Genomic DNA, 17,228 nt, shown 5'->3' with positions numbered 1-17,228 from the left:
GTCGTGGGGGCAACGGGCTGTTCATGTCAGGCACTGGGCGCCGGTGCCTCCACCTCCACCTGAACCTGGACGTGCCGTACCAGTTCGTCCACGCGGGCGTTCGCCGTCTCGGCGTCGTCGGCCGCCACGATGACGTGCCCTATCCGTCCCTTGCTGCTGTCCGGTCCGGCCACGCGGTCGCCGGGCCGACGACGGACATGAGCGGCGAGCACATCGCCCTCGGCGACCGGCAGTCCCGTCACACCGACGAACCTCCCCTCGTGGGGGGACGTGATGAAACGCAGAGCGGCGTAACGCTCCCGCACGGGCCGCACACTGACGGGACGTGACGTCGAGGTGTCCACACAGGCTCGCCACAGATCGACACCCAACGCCGCTTCGACGAGAGTTCCGATGTGCCCTCCCGCCATGCGCGCGCCGATCTCGATCACGACACACCTGCCCTGGGCGATTTTGGCTTCCGTGTGAGTGACCCCGTCGACGATGCCGATCGCACGGATCGCGCGCGAGACCTCCTTCAGCATCAGATCCCTGCTCGCCGTGTCGATGCGGGCGGGCACGCAGAATCCGAGGTCGACACGGGCCGACCCGACGGTCGTGACCTTCTCCGCCAGGCAGACGTGGTGAATCCGTCCCGCCTGCACCACCGACTCGACGCTGTACTCGATGCCGTCGACATAGCTCTGGACGACGGTCCGGTCGTCGACCGGCAGACCGTACGGCACGTTCACTCGATGGGCTCCTGCGCTGAGGTACGCCTCACCGATCTGCTCCGGGACGGACACGACCGTGACCCCCACGGAGCCCGCGCCGTCAGCGGGCTTGACGACGAAGGGGAACCGCACGTCACCGCCCCTGCACAGGTCCAGGATCTCTTCCTCGCTCCGCACGGCGAACGTGCGGGGCGCCGCGACACCGTGCGTGGCGAAGCGGTGTGCCATCTCCAGCTTGTTGCGAGCGCCCCGGACCGCGGCGTCGTCGGAGAAACCGGGCAGGCCGAGCCTCATGGAGGCCTGGGCCACCAGCGGGGTCAGGAACTCGTTGACGGTGGTGATACCGGCGACGGCGGCTCCTTCCGCCATCTCGACGATGCGTTCGAGAGCCGTGTCGTGCGCGGCGAAGTCCGTGGACGTGTGACTGGAGACCAGGGATCGACGGCTCCCGTCGAGGGCATCCCATGTACCTCTCTGCGCCACCGCGTGGACATCGAGCGACAGCCGCGAGGCGGCCTCGATCACTGCTGCCGCGTCCGGCCCGGCGACGTCGACGAGCAGGATCCCCGTACGCTGCATCGAAACCTCCTCGCATCCGCCGACCGGAGCCTGGGGCCGTTTTCGGATCCATCCGTCCACGGCTTCGAACGGGCTGTCTGTGCACGACGGCGTCGGCCGCCCTGTCGTTTCAGGCGCGGCTGAACGCGAGCACGTGCACGAAGAAGCGCCGCTCGGAGAACGCGGCCCGCTGCTCGCGCCGCAGCTCCGCGAGTCGTTCCAGGACAACGGTGGCGTGATCGCCGTAGGCGCGAAGTGGTATGTCCATTTCCACCACGCTGAGCGTGCGGTCCACGAAGCCGAGTTCGGCCATCCGTGACACGGTCCTCGGGACGTTCGCCAACGAGGAGTGCGCTACCACCAGAACGCCGTCCTCCGTCAGCAGATCGGCGACTCGGTCGATGACCATGTCGTACAGCTGCCGTCCGTCGTCGCCGCCGATGAGCGCCTGCTTGAGGCCGTGTTCGGTCGAGTAGGCGCTGTCGGCGGGCAGGTGGGGCGGATTGGTGACGATGACGTCGAAGCCTCGGAGCGGACGGTAATCGGCGAGCCCCGTTCCGAGGCACTCCAGCCTGTCCACCGGGAGACCGTTGGTGCGTACGTTCCGCGAGGTGGCGTCGAGCGCCTCCGCGTTGATGTCCAGCGCCGTCACATGAGCGGCGCCGTCCGCGAGGGCCGCCACCGTGTAGAGGCCGGAGCCGCAGCCGATGTCGAGGACACGTCGGCCGGTGAACCGGACCGTGGACGTGTCCTCAAGGGCGGTGAGCAGGCTCAGCCCGCAGTCGCTCGGGAACAGCACGTCCTCGTCGTCGGCGACGTCGATACGCAGGGGAACGCCACGAAACCGGACCATCCCGCTCCTGAAGCGGCGCTCCCACAGGGCTCCGTCGACGCCCTCCGGCAGGAGGACCGGGGTGTCGATCGTCATGTCCGTGCTCGCCTTCATATGCGCGCTGCCTCCCCGGTTTCGGGAGCGACGGCGACGTGCAGGGACTCGTCGAGCTCCGAGACGAGCCGGGCGAGCTCGGCATGGTCGGCGGCCCGGACCCCGAAGTAGCCTCCCCGCCGGGAGGAGTCGGCCGGCGAGACGATGCGGCTGCCCACGGTCTCCTTGATGCGATGCATGAAGACATTCGGGTGGGCCGCCAGCGCCTCGGCGCCCGAGACCTCGACGACACGTCCGGCCGGGCGCTGCAGGTAGTGCACCGCGCCCACCGCCTCCGGTTGCCTCTTCACGCCGGCGGGCAGCCCCAGCAGGACACGGACGAGCGCGCCGTACAGGTTGAACCCGTAGGTCTCGCTGACGAGTTCCGGGATCCACACGCCGGGAGCCCGGCACGCCGATTCGATCAGAAGGGCGCCGGCCTCGCTGATCTTCCACTCGGAGTGGAACATCCCGTCCCGGGCGTCGAGCGCCGTGACCAGCCGGTGCGCCGACTCGACCGCGAGGCGGTGGTCCCCCTCGCTCAAGGGCGCCGGCACAGTGATCGTCGTGATCGGGAACCGTCGGCTGCCGACCGGGGTGTCGAGTTTGGTCACGTTGTCGAAGACCGGTTGGCCGTCGACGAAGAGCGTTTCCACCGAGACCAGCGTGCCCTCGACGTATTCCTCGACGAGATGCGGCCACTCCAGTGTGCGTGCGGCCACGCCACGCGCCTCCACGGCGTCCACCGAGGTGGCCCATGCCTGGGCGAACTCCTCGGGGGAGTCGGCGCGTACCACTCCGACGGACCCCCGGCGGTTCGTCGGCTTCACGATGACGGGTCGCCCCTGGTAGAAGGCGTGGAGGTCCGCCTCGCAGGAGGCCGGCGCAAACCGCGGCTGCGGGATGCCCGCTGCCGACGCCGCCTCGCGCAGCCGGAGCTTGTCCGTGCACGCTTCGATGGCTCGCAGACCGGCGGACCTGAGCCCCAGCCGGTCGGCGATCTTGCCTGCGGGGTGAACCGAGTACTCCCAGCAGGGCACGACGGCGTCGAAGGCGACTTGTCGGTGCCAATCGTCCACCACCGCGAGGAACTCGTCCGTCTGCTGGTAGGAGGCGAGGCGCACGTCGGTCACGGGGTACGAGGCGTATCCGGCCGCATCGTTCGCGTACAGATCCGGCTCGTCGAGTACGAACAGTTCGTATTCCGGGTTCCGTCGGAAGAAGTCCGCGAATCCCTCGTGCATGCCGATCGCGAGTACCTTCATGTTCACCTATCCAGACACGGTGGCTTCGGAGCTGGGCTCCGCCGGCTCGGGAATCGCCGCTGTCAGTTTGCGTACGCCGGGGGCCGCCAGGGTGACCGCAGTGGCGGCCACGGTCAGCAGTCCGGACACCAGAAGTACCGGCCTGGCACCCCAGGCCTCCGCTGCGGGGCCCGCGACGAGAAGGCCCAGCGGAGCCATGGCTATCGAGCCGAGCATGTCGTAGGAGTTGACCATCGCCAGCGAGTCGTGCGGCACTTCACGTTGAATGGTCGTGCCCCACAGCACGTTGAAGAGGTCGGAACACACACCCGCGACGAAGAACGCCACGGTCAGCAGCAGTAGGTTGCCGTGGAAGGCGAGGACGAACATCGGCGCGGCCGAGGGAAACGTGGCGAGGACACCGACGAAGATGGGCCGGTGCGGCCGGACACGCATCGACGCCCCGGCTCCCGCTACCCGGCCGACGGCCTGGGCGGCCGTGGCGAATCCCCAGGCCGCGGCGCCTCCCAGATAGGCGGCGGACATGGGTCCGAGGACGCCGGTCAGTGCGTTGGAGGTGGCGACCACGACCGTGTACTGCATCACGACCGCCCACAGCCACTGGCGGGAGGAGAATTCCCCCCAGCCACGGCGCAGGTCACCGAGGATGCTGCCCCGGCTGTGCGTTCGGGTTCCCGCCGGGAGTGCGGTGCCGAGGATGAGGGCTTCCACCACGAAGGTCGCCGCGTTGATCCCCAGTGCCGCCGGAGCGCCCACCGAGTGCACCACCACACCGCCGAGTGACATTCCGACGATGCGCGCGAGGTTGGCACCCAGACGCAGACTTCCGTTGGCCTGCTGAAGCTGGTCCCGCCTCACCAGTGCCGTGACCGCCTTCTGGGATGCAGGAAGGAAGACGGCCTGCGACAGACCTGTCAGTCCCGCGGCCGTGCACAGCAGCCAGGGCCCACGCAGAGTGCCGGTCAGGAGAAGAGCCATGGCCCCGTAGCCGACGGCGGACCCGATCCGTGCACCGGAGAGCACGATCCGGGCGGAGAACCTGTCGCCGATCACGCCGCCGAAGAGAATCATCGCCACAGCAGGGACGATCTGGCAGAAGAGCACGATCGAGAGGAGCTTCGGCGATCCGCCGGCTGCTCCCAGAACGCCGAACGAGAGGGCGACCGGACCGAACCCGTCCCCCGCCGTGGACAGTGTGCGAGCGCCCGCGAAGAGTGCGTAGCGTTTGTTTCTTCGCAACGTGATGCGATGGTTGTGGCCATCGGCTGCGGACTCAGGCACTTACTTCTCCTCGGCCTTTCATTGCCAGTGGTGGAGGTGCTGGGTCCCTTCGGTGGAGGGACCCAGCACCCTTCGCGATCGTGATCAGTGGTCGTAGCTCATGGGACGGCTCCTCTCTGCTCCGCAGGATCCGGCATCGGACGGCAGCAGATGTCTGCGGCGTCGGATTGCCGACGGGACGGTTCAAGGATCGTCAGTGGTCGTAGCTCATGAGAGTTCCCTCCTCTCTCATTCCCTCGACGACATTCATCACGGTCGCGGCGGCAAGGACCTGCCTGTTCGCACCGTGAAGCTGAGGGGAGACCGTGCGCGGGACCGGGACCGGGACCGGGACCGGGGCCGGGGCCGCGGGGCGGGCTACTGCCGGAAGGTGACGGGCAAGGCGGCCAGGCTGCGCACGGTCGCCGTGGTGCGGCGGGTCGGTTCGCCCGCGAGACGGAGCGGCCGAGGGGCCTCCACCAGCGCGGCCACCAGCGCGCCGACGGCCAACTCGCCGAACATCTGCCCGAGGCAGGCATGCGGCCCCCAGCCGAACCCCAGATGCTGGTTGGGCCTCCGGTCGAGGATGATCTCGTCAGGCGACGGGAACTGCTCCGGATCGCGGTTGGCGGAGGCTGTGAGCGTCAGCACGGTCTGGCCCGGCTCGATGACCTGGTCCTGGATGACCGTCCGCCGCATCGCGAAGCGACTCGTGCCCTGAGCTGGGCCGTCGAACCGGATCAGCTCGTGCACACCGGGAGCGAGCAGGCTCTCGTCGTGGAACTCAGCCAATATCTCGGGGTGTTGAAGCAGCGTCAGCGCCACATTGCCGGCTGTGGCATACAGGGTGCCGAAGCTCGCGTTGAAGGTCACGGCGGTGGTGTTCCGCACGTAGTGCTCGGGCACCTGGGCCCGGTCCGCTTCGGCTCTGATCGCCTTCAGGGCGCCCGGATGGTCCTGGGACTCGAACCACGATGCGACCATTGCGTTGAACTTCTTCCGCGCTTCGTCTCCAGGCGCGATGACCTGGGGCCGCAAACCGGCATCCATGCGGTGTGCCAGCGCCTCCGAGACTGCCACGTAGGACAGCAGCTCCGGCTCTTCGACGCCCATGAGATCAGCAGAGATACTCAGCGAGACGGGCGCGGCAACGTCGAGCATCCAGTCGAACTGATCCTTGTCGAGGTTGCGTTCGAAGATGCGGGCGATCTGTTGTTGCGCGCGCCGCCCGATGGCCTCGGTGTCCTGGGTTCTGAGAGTGTTGACGAAAAGGCCGCGCAGTGACTTCTGGGCCGGCGGATCGAGCGTCTGAACACTTTGCTGGAAGTCGGGAACTTCCTGGCCCACGCGCCGGCGATCGCGAGCGAAGAGCTCATAATTTCGTAAGACTTCGCGGCAGTCGCTGTACCTGCTCACAACCCAGGACTGCATCTGCTCGTGCCAGAAGATCGGCTGTCGCTCACGTAATTCGCGGTACAGCGGATACGGGTCGGCGAGTGTCTCTGGGCTCAGCGGGTCGTACTGAAGGGCATAGTTCATGGTTCATCCTCGTCGTCCATCCATCAGAACACCAGGACATGGACCGGAAGTCGGATTCTCTCGCAGCGCCACTCATCGGCCGCACAGACGATCGAGCTCACACATCACGTGGCGATGTGGATTTCACGCGATGGCACCATCTGTATTTTCCTGGCCGACCCGGGGTCGCACGCCAGCACGCAGGAACAGGAGATACCGCCGCATCGAAAAAAGCAGGATGATCGCGGTGGCTCACCATCGTCCGACCCGGCAATCAGACTCAACCCGCCGTGTGCGGGGAGAGGGGGGAACCCGATCCTGACTGCTCGAATCGGGGCGCACGGGCCGTGGATCTCGACTGTTCGGCACCAGGGGCCGATCAGCCCACGGTGTCCCATCTTCGCTGCCGGGGAGATCTCGTCGTCTCCGGGACAGCGGATGTGTTCAACAGCATCGAAAAACTCCTCAGCGGGGTCTGCGGGGTGGCGGCCCCCACGCTTGTGCATGGCGCTGGAGTTAGTTGTGCAGTGATGAACAAGACTATAGATCACAAGCCAGAGAAGCCGACACCCTCGCCTTGACGTGACCTGAATCACTATAGATTTTCGGCCTACGGCCGATGCATTTTCAGCCTTTAGCGACCTGATCGGTTTGCCACGGAGGGCGAGCGATCACTCAAGGCGGCGCGAACTCAAGACAGATAGGTATATGACACATGCATCAACAAAGAATTGTCAAGCGAAAAGCAAAGATCGCCCCACCTCTGCACCAATGAAAGTTCGGCGAACTGCGCGGCCCTTGCCATGGCTTGCGCCGGGCCAGTGCGCCCCGATCCGACCTCATCCGACTTGATCGCGCCCCAACTGTCCGGTGTGGTGGGCATCCGGACTGCAGCCTCCCGCTCCTCCCGGGCTCACTGGAACGCTGCGGGTACGGACGCCTGCCTGTTGAACGGCATATGCGGGAAGTGGATACCTACCCGAGCAGCCAGACGCCTGCCGCCGCCGCGCCAAGGGACGCGCCGGCCACGGTCTGCGCCACCGTGTGAAAGTCGAGCGCCACGCGCGTCCAGCAGACTGCGGTGACGAGGGCGTAGCCGAGCAGCCACCACGGGGAGTGGAAGACGGCGAGCAGCGCCACGACCGACGAGGCAACAGCCGCGTCCACACTGATCTTCCAGAAGGCGTTGACCGTCACCAGGACCACGGTCATGCCCCACAAGGCGATCACGGCTCGCTCGATGTCGCGGGGTCCGTGGGCCGTCTCCATGACCGTGATGCCGACGCCTATGGACGCGAGGATCACGGCGAAGATCCGCGGACGTTGCCGCCGGTCCACCACATGTCGGTCCCCCCAAGTGCCCCGCCGCCGCTCCCACTCGATGTATCCGGCCGGAACGACGCCCGCGCACACCGAGGCGAACAGGCCCCAGGCGGCCCCGGCGACGCCGGCCTGGGTGATCGCGCCGAACCCTGTCAGGCCGGCGACCAGCATGTTGCGCGGCTGCAGTGCATCGGTAACGGTCTTCGCGACCTTGTGGTGAGTCGGCTGAGGGCCGCTGGACAGGGCGGTCATGCGGGAGCGAGTTCCTTTGAGGTGTCGAGTACTGGCGAATCCCATTTCTTTAGCCCGCCCGGGGAGCTCGTGCCCAGCGTCGATGTACTCCAGTGCTTCGTGCAGCCGGCCGCCGGTGACGGCATGCATGATGCGTCGGCTCGTCGAGTGGCCGAAGGCAGGGACGAGCGTCAGGTACGCCGTGAGGCCCGCATGAGTGGCGGTGGGGTCCCGGTATCCCGTCGGGCTGCGGTGGGCGGGCGGGAGAGGCCGTCGTCCTCGTAGTGGCGGACCACCTGTGTCGAGAGGCCGTGCCGACGAGCCAGACCCACGGGTCGCACGTGACCTCCGATTGAGGGTTTCGGACGCACGTGAGCGGAAAACCAGTCCCAAAGTCTCCACCGAGGATTCAAGAATACAATTCAGGAACATGGCAAAGAGCACGCACACCGTGACCGGAGACTTCGACCTGTCGATGGACGAGCTGCGCGTCGTGGCGCGTTACGTGGTTTGGCACGCAGAGGACGTCCTGCCGGTCTTCGAGCAGGCTGTTCCCGATGATCCGCGCCCCCGTGCAGCGATCGACGCGGCCTGGGCGTTCATCAATGGTGCCAACAGGTCGAAGTTGCAGCGCGTTGCTTCCCTCGAAGCGCATCGAGCCGCTCGGTCCGCGCCCTCCGAAGCCGCGCGACTGGCCGCGCAATCCGCCGGCGACGCCGCGTCGGCTGCATACCTGCATCCCATCGCCCAGGCCAGCCAGGTCGGCCATATCCTGCGAGCCTCCGCGAGCGCTGCACGCATCGGAGAGATAAAGGCGGGCGGCGACCCCGCACTTGTGGATGCCCTGCTGGAACGGTCGCGGCTGCGTGCGACACCGGTGCTCATCGACGTGCTCCGCCGCTACCCGCCCGTGACAAGCGGCAGCACTCATGTCGCCCGGCTGATGAGCACTCTGGACCACTCCCTGCGCCAGGCAGCTGACCGGTCGGCAGAGCACACCACAGGCAGTCGCGCCAGTGCGCTCAGGAGGGAACGCAAGTCATGATCCTCCCAAAGGTCCGTGATCCTCGCTTTGTGACGATCCGCCGCGGTGGGACTCTCACTGATGCGAATCACCGGCTCCTTGCTCTATGGGCTGCCTCGTGTGCAGAGCACGTACTTCACCTCTTCGAGTCGACCCGGCCTGGGGACCCGCGACCGCGCCAGGCGATCGAGCATACGAGGGCCTGGGTACGTGGTGAGGTCAAGATGATGCAGGCTCGCGCGGCGGGCGGCCATGCGATGGGGGCAGCCAGAGACTTGCGTGGGGCAGCACGGCATGCCGCGTACGCCGCCGGCCAAGCCGGGGCCGTCGCCCACGTCGCCGCGCACGAGCTCGGCGCGGCCGCCTACGCGATCAAGGCCGCACGCGCAGCGGCACCGGCAGGCGAGAGCGAGACCGCAGGACGACTCGAGTGCCAGTGGCAGCGCAATCAACTCCCGGAGGCCATCAGCGAGCTCGTCCTTGATGACCAGCGACTGCGCAACAACATCTGCTGGTCGGTGTTCGACTGACTCCACAGCCGCATCGCCCGCGACTTTCGCAACCGCGACCGCTACCGGCTACGCCGAGGACCACGCGCCGAACCACTGCTCGGCGCCGTACTCCTCGAACCGCTTCACCTCGGTGAACCCCAGCTTCGCCGCGAGGCGCATCGCGCGGTCGTTGGCGGTCTGGGTGCAGAGCACCACCGGCTCGCCGGGAAGTGCGTCGGCGAACCAGTCGAGTGCCGCTGCGCACGCCTCGGCGGCGTACCCACATCCCCACGCTTCCGGCAGGAACATGTAGCCGAGCTCGGCCTCCCCGGCGTCCGGACGGACGTGACCCGGACGCGCTGCATCGCGCCGATCGAGCGTGACCATGCCGATCATCGATCCGTCGAGATCGATCACGAAAAGGCCGGGGCGCCGCCCGGGCACCTCAGGCACCGCGCTTTCGAGCTCATCGCGGGGTCGAGGGCCACCAATGTAGGTGCCCACCTCTGGCGAGGCGAACAGCTCGATGAACGCCGCACGGTCTCGGCCCTCGGACTCGCGGAGCACGAGCCGTTCGGTCCGCATCGGGGCAGGTGGCCAGGTGACGGGGCCGAGTCCGGTCATGGCGGACAACGTATCGCACGCCCGTGAGAACGATCCGGAAGAGAGGATCCAACCGGCCGGTACGCGACACGTGTACATGCGACCTCACCGGTCTCACGCCCGAGAGCGGCCCGGCGTGCTCTGAGAGGATCGGGGCATGACGGACTCACCCCGGCGGATCAACGCCCTCATCGTCGATGCCGCCGACCCCGAGCGACTTGCCGCGTTCTGGTCCGAGCTGCTCGGCAGGCCGGTCGTGGGCCGCATGGGGCCGTACGTATGGCTGCGACGCGAGGACAGCATGGGCATGGGCTTGGGCTTCCAGAAGACCGCCGAACCCAAGTCGGGCAAGAACCGCATGCACTTCGACATCACCTCCCCCGACCCGGCCGCCGAGCAGCAGCGGGTCGAGGCGCTCGGCGGGCGCAGGCTGGAGCAGTATGCCGACGGCGGGTTCCTGGTGATGGCCGATCCCGAGGGCAACGAGTTCTGCATCATCCCCGAGGGGCCCTTCGAGCTCGACGACGAGGGGCGCACGGACTACCTCGGCTGACCGGCAGCCCGCCTGAGCCCGAGGCGTCATCGGCTGCCCCCGTGGGCAGGTCTTCCAGGTCAGCACCCGGGCCGGGTCCTGTCGGCATGTATGCGCTCGGCCACTCGCACCTGGACGGCACACGCTCAGCCTTCGCTGTCACACAACACTTGGAGGTGTGGGGTTGAGAACCTGTGCCTGGCCCGGCCTTTGGGGGCTTGTCGCCGTCGCGGGTGGATCTCACGCCTGCGGTCGTCGGGTTGACCCGTGGTGGTCGGCACGACGATGGAACTTCGCGCGGTACTCCCTGGGCCGCTGGCCCGTGTGTCTGGCGAAGATGCCACTGAATGCTCCCGGGTCGCGGTATCCGACGTCGGCGGCAATGCTCGCGACGGTCCTGTCGGTCTCCTCCAGCAGGTGCCTGGCCCGACGCACCCGGGCCGACTGCAGGTACGCCAGTGGTGTCTCGCCGGCTTCGTCGCCGAAGCGGCGGAGCAGGGTTCTCGTGCTGACGTGGAACTCCTGGGCGAGGGTGGGCAGGTCATAGCGAGCGCCGAGGTTCTGGTCGAGCCACCGCTTGACGCCCAGCGAGAACTCCTTGCCCACGGCCGGTATGAGCCCCGGGTCGACGTAGGGGGCCTGCGTGGAACGCGCATCGTCAACGAGTGCGATACGCGCGGTGCTACGGGCGACGCCGGGGCCGTCGTGCTCGCGGATGAACTGCAGCGCGAAGTCGTACATGGCACTGAAGGCCGCAGTCGTCGTCACCCCCCGGTCGGTCACGACCAGGCTCTCCGGACGGAGGTGCACGTCGGTGTACCGGCGGGCGAACCGATCCGCGAACAACCAGGACGTGGTCGCCTCACGCCCGCCGAGCAGTCCGGCTTCGGCGACGAGGAAGGCGCCCACGCAGATGGATACGACAGCCACTCCCGAGGCGGCCTGCGATCGAATCGATGCCACCTCCGGTGCCAGGTTCGCGAGTGTCGCGTCGAGATCGAGCGTGGGCGAGAGCTCGAAGCCCGGCACGATCAGGACGTCCACCGGGCGCATCGCCGAGACGTCGAGGGCGGAGCCACCGGACGCGACCACACGCCGCCGGGGCGAGATGACCGACGCCTCGTAGGCCGGCTGGACCGACCCCTGCGCCGCGGCGACGTGAGTTGCCATGGCCAGGAGGTCGGGTACTCCGAACACCTCTGACGCAAAGCAGCCGGGGTAGGCGAGGACACCGACTCGCAGCGGACTCATGCGGCACCTCCGGCGCTTGAACGGGGTGGCGAGATTACCCGGATACCTGGCGATGCCGCCGCTTCTCAGGAAGGCCGCCACTCATCATCATCTCGGTCATGACCATCATGCGAGGACAGAACGACCCCCTGGACGACTTCTCACGCAGAACCGTCGGCGTCGACGACGTCGACAAGACCGTGTACATCGCCGGGGCAGGACCGGCCGTCATCCTCATGCCCGAGATGCCGGGTATCAGCCCCGACGTCGTACGGTTCGCGCGCTGGGTGCGTGATGCCGGCTTCTCCGTGTACCTGCCCTCCCTCTTCGGCGTCGACGGTGCCTATCCGCTCGCCGAGGCACGCGAGACCATCGTGCGACGCGCCTGTGTCAGCGCCGAGTTCCGCGCGTTCGCCGGTGGCGGCACCAGCCCCGTCGTGACATGGCTGCGCGGCCTCGCACGCCTGGCACACGCCGAGCGCGGCGGGCCCGGCGTCGGCGCCGTAGGTCTGTGCTTCACCGGCAACTTCGCCTTGACCATGGCGCTCGAACCCGCTGTCGTCGCACCAGTGGTCAACCATCCGTCGCTCCCGCTCGACGACCCCAGTGGTCTGGAGATCGGCGACGAAGACGCCGCTGCCGTGGCTGAACGCGTAGCGCGGGACGGACTGAAGGTTCTCGCCTACCGCTTCGATGACGACAGATGGTGCACCGGCCAGCGGTTCGCGGCCTACCGAGCGTTGCTGGGAGACGCATTCGACGGCCGCGTACTCGAAGCCGGGACGGCGAACACCAACCCTCCGCCCTTCTTCCGAGACGTCGTCGGCTGCGCCCACAGCGTCGTCACCGCGCACCTCGTCGACCAGGACGGCCACCCCACCGTGCAGGCCCGGAACGAGATCATCGCCTTCCTCGCCGAGCGGCTCGGGACTCGGCCGCAATGAGCCGTCGGCGCACCCGGTGATGCGACGGGGCGCCGCCGCATCCGGATGCAATGGGCGCTCGCCCGCTCCTATTCGGCCGCGCTCATGTGCCCAAGAAGGGGAGGCGCCTCGCCGGTCGCGCTGAGCGCAATGACCTCGTGGCCGAATCCGACGACGATGCGGCCTCGTGAGGCGATCGTGACCGCGAAGACCTTCCACGGGAAGATCACGTCACGGCCCACCTGCTCGCCGGTGGCCAGGTCCCACAGGCGCAGTGCGGCGTCGTCGCCCCCGGTGACGATGATCCGTCGTCCGTCGGCGATGCCGACGGCAACGGCGTTCACGCCCCATTCGTGCGCGGAGATCGGCTGTGCGATCTGGCTGCCGGCAGTCAGGTCCCACGTCCGTACGGTCCCGTCGTCGCTGCCGGTGACGGCGTGCGGCCGTCCCTCCACGGCTGTCACGGCGAGTGCGTGACGCTGCGGTTGTGCCCGCCGAGCGGGTCGCCGGTGCGTCGGCCGGTGGTCAGGTCCCACAGGTGGAGCCCCCCGCCCATGGCGGCGGCGAGCAGGTGCGGCCTGCCGTGGATCTCGGTCGTGACGGCCGCGTCCCAGAACTCCTCGCCGTCGAGCGGCTCGCCGACCCGTCGGCGGTCGATGAGGTCCCACATGTGCAAGCGCCCGTCATCGGTGCACATGACGGCATGCGGGCGCCCGTCGATGACCGCCGTGGCCGCCGCGCTGATGCCGGTGTGGTCGCCGATCCGGTCGTCCACCAGCGGCTCGCCGACCGCACGTGCACGGGTCACGTCCCACAGCTGCGCCGTGCCTCTGGCACCGGGTACGACGGCATGGAGCCGGCCGTGGATGACCGCCGTGGCGTGCGCAAGGTCCGGATACCCTCCGGTATCCACGCGAGTGACCGGGGTGCCCGATGCCGTGTCCCAGGTACGTATGGTCCCGTCGTTGGCACAGGTGACCACGTGGGAGCGCCCGTCGATCACTCCCGTGACCGCCGCCTGGACCATGCCGGTGTGGCCGCGTACCAGGCGGCCCACCCTGGGGAGTGCGGTCAGCTCCCACACCCGGACCGTGCCGTCCAGGCCTCCGGTGATCGCGTGCGGGCGGCCGTCGACCATGGCTGTGGTCACGCATTCCACGGCACCGACGGTCAAGGGGGCGAAGGCGTCGCTGCGGGTGGCGAGGTCGACGCCCCGGAGTCTGCCGGCCCGGTCGACGACAACGACGTGGGGACGGTCGTCGATGTCAACGGCGGCAGCGGCTGTCGCGGAGGCCGGTCCGGTCGCCAGCGGCGCGCCGACCCGCCGGCCGGTGGTCAGGTCCCACAGGCGCGTCGTCCCGTCGGCGCCGACGGTGATCACATGGGGCCGGCCGTCGACGGCGGTTGCGGTCAGCGTGTGCACCGGTCCGTCGTGTCTGATCGGGGCTGTGTCGACCGGGTCGCCCGTGGCTATGTCCCAGACCCGGAGGCCCCCGTCGGACAGGCCGACGACGGCGTGCGCGCGGCCGCCGATCACCAGGGCCGCGAGCGCGGCGTCCTCGCCGTCGGGGCAGCCCAGCTGTCGGCCGGTCGCGAGGTCGGTGGCCTGGACCTCGCCCTCCGCGTACGCGCCGAGACCGCCATTGGTGCTGCTGCTGACGACGTACGCGTGCCCGTCAACGGCGACTGCGGCCACCGACCGGATCCAATCGCCGTGTTCGGCCACGGGGACGCCCACCTGACGGCCGGTGGTCAGATCCCACAGGCGTACCTGCTGGTCGCCGCCGCCGGTGACGGCGTGCGAGCGCCCGTCGATCTCCAGTACGTCGACGGCCTTGACCGATGCGCCGCAGTCCATGGGCTCGCCGACCTGACGGCCGGCCGTCAGGTCCCACATCCGTACGGCGCCGTCCTCGCTGCCGCTGACGACATGAGGTCGGCCGCCGACGGCGAGCGCAGCGACCGCGCTGACCGGTGGCCCGCCTGCGAACGTCATACGTAACCGCGGCTCGAGCTGCGATCCGGTGGCCCACTCCACGGCCCAATCGGCCGCGGGCTCCCCCGGAATCGGCGTGGCAAGGATCCGATCGGCAAACTCCCGTTCCCCGAAGCGCGCCGCGTCCAGGGCGAGAAGGTGCCGCCGCGTACCCGGACTTGCGTTCTGGTGCAGGTGCTGCGAGGTCCGGTACACCGCCGCCGCCAACAGCGCCGCGGGCCCCGGCGACGCGTCCAGCAACCGGCGCACCCGTGCAGGGGCGCTGTTGAGCATCACATTGACGAAACGTTCTTCAGCATCAACGCTCATGATCAGTAGCCTAGAAGTTGTCTCGCGATCTCCCCAGCATCGGCGCTCACCGTCAACTCGTAACAGCGGGGGCGGGGACGGGAACATCGCGCATGCGGCGGAGTGGGGAGAAGAACACGAACCAGCCGGCCGCCCAGGAACCGATGAACGCCAGCCAGAGCGCGGGCCGCACCCCGATCAGCGTGCCAAGTACCCCGCCGAGAATGCCGCCGAGCGGCAGCGTGCCCCACACGACCCAGCGGACGGCCGCATTCATCCGGCCCATCAGCTCCGGCGGTGTCACCGACTGCCGGTAGCTGACCTGCGCGACGTTGTACACCATCCCGGCGAAGTACGCGATGGCCCAGCCCAGCGGGAACAACACCACTCCCCAACCTCGCCAAGCGGCCGCCGCGACGACCTGCGGTGCGCTGAATACCACCATCGACACCCAGATGACCCGCGCGGAGCCGATCTTCTTGGCGAGCCGACCGGCGAACACTCCCCCGGCGATCCCGCCAACGGCCGCGCCCGCCATGATCAGCCCGGTCAACGCGGGAAGCACGTGCAGCACCCGGATGAGGAAAACCATCGCCAGCGCCGAACTCATGCCGCTGAACAGGTTCGCGGTACCCGTGCACGCCACGACCTTGCGCAGAATCCTGTGCTTGACGACGAATCGCAATCCCTCGGCGATCTGGCTCCGCAACGTCTCGTCCGCTCGCCGTGCGGGCGGCGGCTCCTCGCGCTTCCTGATTCCGAATATCGAGACGACCGAGACCACGTAGGAGATCGCGTCGGCCGTCATCGCCCCCACGGCGCCGAACGCCGCGACCAGTCCCCCGCCCAGACCGGGTCCCCCGAACTGCGCGAACGCCCCGGTGGCCGCCAGCTTGCCGTTGGCGTCCATCAGGTCCTCGGCGCGGATCAGCGACGGCACATAACTCTGGTAGGAGACGTCGAAGAACACCGTGCACACGCCGGCCGCGACAGCGACGATGTAGAGCTGGGTCATCGTCAGGGTGCCGAAAGCAGCCGCCACCGGGATCGAGCCGATGATCAGCAGGCGGAGAATGTCACAGACGATCATGATGGAACGTTTGGCGCCGCGGTCCACCAAAGCACCTGCGGGCAGCGCGATCACCGCGAACGCTGCTGTGGTGGCGGCGGTCAGCAACCCGACCTGGAACGTGCTCGCCCTGAGAGCGACGACCGCGACCAGTGGCAGTGCGATCTGGGTGACCGCCGAGCCCATCTCGCTGACCGTCTGGCCACTCCACAGCAGTATGAAATCCCGCTGACGCCACAAGCTCGGACCGTCGCGCCCCGGCTCGGCATTCCGCAGGTCCTTCGTTACCTCTGTCACAGCGTCAACCTAGAGGTTGCCCATGACTGCGACCAGGGACCGGCGGCGGGGGCTCCTGCTACTGGCTGAGGGCGAAGTTGTGCATACGGGCGATGCCGCCGGCGACCCAGTAGATGTTGTCGCCCGTCCCCGAATGGCTCGCACCCGTCACGCTACGGCCGCACCACGCACTCGGCCGAAGGCGCCGGGTCCACGCCGCGGACCTCGTGGCGAAGTGACGTGCAAGAGGTGACGTTGGCCACGACTTCCGACTCTGGGACATGGTCGGAAATTGGCCAATACACCGTCAGACACGATGCTTCGTTCATCCTTTGGAATGAGGCGCGCCCGATCGTCCCCGACTACCTTCGCGCAGGTTGGAAGATTCGTTCGAAACGGGGAGAGTGCATGACCAGCACACTCAAGAAGTTCGCGACAACCACGTCGGCGATCGGCATGATGGTGGCGGGCATGGCGTTCGGCGCCGCGCCCGCTGCCCAGGCTGCCGTCGGACCGTCCGGATGCACCGCATTTGTGGACCAGAACAACGCCCACCGGGCACTGGCCTGGTGCAGCCACGGCAACGGCCACTGGAACGTCCAGGCCTGGTGCGGTGGCCCGGGTGGGGCCAGGGGCCCCTACAAGGGCACCAATGGCTTCCGCGCCCTGAGCAGGGAGAAGGCTGCGACGCTCAACTGCGGCTCCTCCGGCTTCCCGTACAACATGAAGGTCGTCGACATCGGCATCTGATCGAGGACCGGAGAACCCGACCCGGGAGTGGAACGGACGGGTCGGCGTCGGCCCCTCGGACGTGGCCCACGTCGCCGCCGGTGTGAGACCGCACCGGAGTCGTGTTGCCGCGTCGCCCTGGCGGGCCGGCTCGTGCACCCACGGCCCGACCGTCGTTTCCCGAGCCTGCACGACCCCAAGGCTTCTTGGCCTGCTTGCGGCTTGGACGTGCAGCGGTGGCCTCGGGTGCTGCGATGGCATCGGCTCCGGCCCT

The 17,228-nt window shown here is 68.2% G+C and carries 16 protein-coding genes; 5 read left to right on the top strand and 11 right to left on the bottom strand.

Annotated features, from left to right (window positions below):
* Positions 1-26: 26 nt before the first annotated feature.
* The 6 genes from ACWCP6_RS34245 to ACWCP6_RS34220 all read right to left on the bottom strand — a co-directional run bounded on the left by ACWCP6_RS34245 (position 27) and on the right by ACWCP6_RS34220 (position 7,814).
* The gene (locus ACWCP6_RS34245) at positions 27-1,292 is read right to left on the bottom strand and encodes an ATP-grasp domain-containing protein (RefSeq protein WP_450936535.1); all 1,266 of its coding nucleotides are present in this window, start codon (positions 1,290-1,292) and stop codon (positions 27-29) included.
* A gap of 109 nt (positions 1,293-1,401) precedes the next feature.
* Positions 1,402-2,217 (bottom strand): methyltransferase, encoded by an 816-nt coding sequence (locus ACWCP6_RS34240; protein ID WP_450936534.1) that lies wholly within the window; start codon positions 2,215-2,217, stop codon positions 1,402-1,404.
* On the bottom strand, positions 2,214-3,461 hold the full coding sequence (locus tag ACWCP6_RS34235; protein ID WP_450936533.1) for an ATP-grasp domain-containing protein: 1,248 nt from the start codon (positions 3,459-3,461) through the stop codon (positions 2,214-2,216). The genes ACWCP6_RS34240 and ACWCP6_RS34235 overlap by 4 nt, the downstream gene beginning before the upstream one ends.
* 6 nt (positions 3,462-3,467) lie before the next feature.
* Positions 3,468-4,700, bottom strand: coding sequence for an MFS transporter (locus ACWCP6_RS34230; protein ID WP_450936532.1), 1,233 nt, complete (start codon positions 4,698-4,700; stop codon positions 3,468-3,470).
* Between the two features lie 399 nt (positions 4,701-5,099).
* Positions 5,100-6,260 carry a cytochrome P450 gene (locus ACWCP6_RS34225; RefSeq protein ID WP_450936531.1) on the bottom strand — a complete coding sequence of 387 codons (1,161 nt, stop codon included), beginning with the start codon at positions 6,258-6,260 and terminating at the stop codon, positions 5,100-5,102.
* A 954-nt stretch (positions 6,261-7,214) separates the two neighbouring features.
* Entirely contained in the window at positions 7,215-7,814 is a 600-nt protein-coding gene (locus ACWCP6_RS34220; protein WP_450936530.1) for a hypothetical protein, read from the bottom strand.
* Between the two features lie 409 nt (positions 7,815-8,223).
* On the opposite strand from ACWCP6_RS34220, the gene ACWCP6_RS34215 reads away from it, so the two are divergent.
* Both ACWCP6_RS34215 and ACWCP6_RS34210 read left to right on the top strand, forming a co-directional pair.
* A complete protein-coding gene (locus tag ACWCP6_RS34215; protein WP_450936529.1) occupies positions 8,224-8,838 on the top strand; it encodes a putative immunity protein in 615 nt (204 codons plus the stop codon).
* Positions 8,835-9,347 carry a putative immunity protein gene (locus ACWCP6_RS34210; protein ID WP_450936528.1) on the top strand — a complete coding sequence of 171 codons (513 nt, stop codon included), beginning with the start codon at positions 8,835-8,837 and terminating at the stop codon, positions 9,345-9,347. Before ACWCP6_RS34215 ends, ACWCP6_RS34210 begins: the two co-directional genes overlap by 4 nt.
* A gap of 48 nt (positions 9,348-9,395) precedes the next feature.
* On the opposite strand, the gene ACWCP6_RS34205 is transcribed toward ACWCP6_RS34210, so the two are convergent.
* Positions 9,396-9,932, bottom strand: coding sequence for a GNAT family N-acetyltransferase (locus ACWCP6_RS34205; RefSeq protein ID WP_450936527.1), 537 nt, complete (start codon positions 9,930-9,932; stop codon positions 9,396-9,398).
* Positions 9,933-10,068: 136 nt separating this feature from the next.
* On the opposite strand from ACWCP6_RS34205, the gene ACWCP6_RS34200 reads away from it, so the two are divergent.
* Positions 10,069-10,464 (top strand): VOC family protein, encoded by a 396-nt coding sequence (locus tag ACWCP6_RS34200; protein WP_450936526.1) that lies wholly within the window; start codon positions 10,069-10,071, stop codon positions 10,462-10,464.
* Positions 10,465-10,683: 219 nt separating this feature from the next.
* Here ACWCP6_RS34200 and ACWCP6_RS34195 read toward each other — a convergent pair whose 3' ends face one another.
* Positions 10,684-11,694 carry a GlxA family transcriptional regulator gene (locus tag ACWCP6_RS34195; RefSeq protein WP_450936525.1) on the bottom strand — a complete coding sequence of 337 codons (1,011 nt, stop codon included), beginning with the start codon at positions 11,692-11,694 and terminating at the stop codon, positions 10,684-10,686.
* 98 nt (positions 11,695-11,792) lie between these two features.
* On the opposite strand from ACWCP6_RS34195, the gene ACWCP6_RS34190 reads away from it, so the two are divergent.
* Positions 11,793-12,617: a dienelactone hydrolase family protein gene (locus tag ACWCP6_RS34190; RefSeq protein ID WP_450936524.1), complete on the top strand. Its 825-nt coding sequence runs from the start codon at positions 11,793-11,795 to the stop codon at positions 12,615-12,617.
* Between the two features lie 68 nt (positions 12,618-12,685).
* Here ACWCP6_RS34190 and ACWCP6_RS34185 read toward each other — a convergent pair whose 3' ends face one another.
* The 3 genes from ACWCP6_RS34185 to ACWCP6_RS34175 are packed head-to-tail and all read right to left on the bottom strand — an operon-like array spanning position 12,686 to position 16,246.
* Positions 12,686-13,060 carry a WD40 repeat domain-containing protein gene (locus ACWCP6_RS34185; RefSeq protein ID WP_450936523.1) on the bottom strand — a complete coding sequence of 125 codons (375 nt, stop codon included), beginning with the start codon at positions 13,058-13,060 and terminating at the stop codon, positions 12,686-12,688.
* Positions 13,057-14,901 carry a WD40 repeat domain-containing protein gene (locus tag ACWCP6_RS34180; RefSeq protein ID WP_450936522.1) on the bottom strand — a complete coding sequence of 615 codons (1,845 nt, stop codon included), beginning with the start codon at positions 14,899-14,901 and terminating at the stop codon, positions 13,057-13,059. The genes ACWCP6_RS34185 and ACWCP6_RS34180 overlap by 4 nt, the downstream gene beginning before the upstream one ends.
* A gap of 52 nt (positions 14,902-14,953) precedes the next feature.
* Complete coding sequence (locus ACWCP6_RS34175; protein ID WP_450936521.1) at positions 14,954-16,246, bottom strand: MFS transporter; 1,293 nt, start codon at positions 16,244-16,246, stop codon at positions 14,954-14,956.
* 387 nt (positions 16,247-16,633) lie between these two features.
* Here ACWCP6_RS34175 and ACWCP6_RS34170 point away from each other — a divergent pair, with 387 nt between their 5' ends.
* Positions 16,634-16,975 (top strand): hypothetical protein, encoded by a 342-nt coding sequence (locus tag ACWCP6_RS34170; RefSeq protein ID WP_450936520.1) that lies wholly within the window; start codon positions 16,634-16,636, stop codon positions 16,973-16,975.
* Positions 16,976-17,228 lie beyond the last annotated feature (253 nt).

The sequence above is a fragment of the Streptomyces sp. NPDC002004 genome (assembly GCF_053593975.1).
Note: the sequence above shows the minus strand (reverse complement) of the source record. Positions and strands in the feature narration are given on the sequence as shown.

Bases quoted from the DNA above. Each gene is read 5' to 3' on its own strand.
- ACWCP6_RS34245 (WP_450936535.1), bottom strand. From the start codon at position 1,292: ATGCAGCGTACGGGGATCCTGCTCGTCGACGTCGCCGGGCCGGACGCG.
- ACWCP6_RS34240 (WP_450936534.1), bottom strand. From the start codon at position 2,217: ATGAAGGCGAGCACGGACATGACGATCGACACCCCGGTCCTCCTGCCG.
- ACWCP6_RS34235 (WP_450936533.1), bottom strand. From the start codon at position 3,461: ATGAAGGTACTCGCGATCGGCATGCACGAGGGATTCGCGGACTTCTTC.
- ACWCP6_RS34225 (WP_450936531.1), bottom strand. From the start codon at position 6,260: ATGAACTATGCCCTTCAGTACGACCCGCTGAGCCCAGAGACACTCGCC.
- ACWCP6_RS34220 (WP_450936530.1), bottom strand. From the start codon at position 7,814: ATGACCGCCCTGTCCAGCGGCCCTCAGCCGACTCACCACAAGGTCGCG.
- ACWCP6_RS34215 (WP_450936529.1), top strand. From the start codon at position 8,224: ATGGCAAAGAGCACGCACACCGTGACCGGAGACTTCGACCTGTCGATG.
- ACWCP6_RS34210 (WP_450936528.1), top strand. From the start codon at position 8,835: ATGATCCTCCCAAAGGTCCGTGATCCTCGCTTTGTGACGATCCGCCGC.
- ACWCP6_RS34205 (WP_450936527.1), bottom strand. From the start codon at position 9,932: ATGACCGGACTCGGCCCCGTCACCTGGCCACCTGCCCCGATGCGGACC.
- ACWCP6_RS34200 (WP_450936526.1), top strand. From the start codon at position 10,069: ATGACGGACTCACCCCGGCGGATCAACGCCCTCATCGTCGATGCCGCC.
- ACWCP6_RS34195 (WP_450936525.1), bottom strand. From the start codon at position 11,694: ATGAGTCCGCTGCGAGTCGGTGTCCTCGCCTACCCCGGCTGCTTTGCG.
- ACWCP6_RS34190 (WP_450936524.1), top strand. From the start codon at position 11,793: ATGACCATCATGCGAGGACAGAACGACCCCCTGGACGACTTCTCACGC.
- ACWCP6_RS34180 (WP_450936522.1), bottom strand. From the start codon at position 14,901: ATGAGCGTTGATGCTGAAGAACGTTTCGTCAATGTGATGCTCAACAGC.
- ACWCP6_RS34170 (WP_450936520.1), top strand. From the start codon at position 16,634: ATGACCAGCACACTCAAGAAGTTCGCGACAACCACGTCGGCGATCGGC.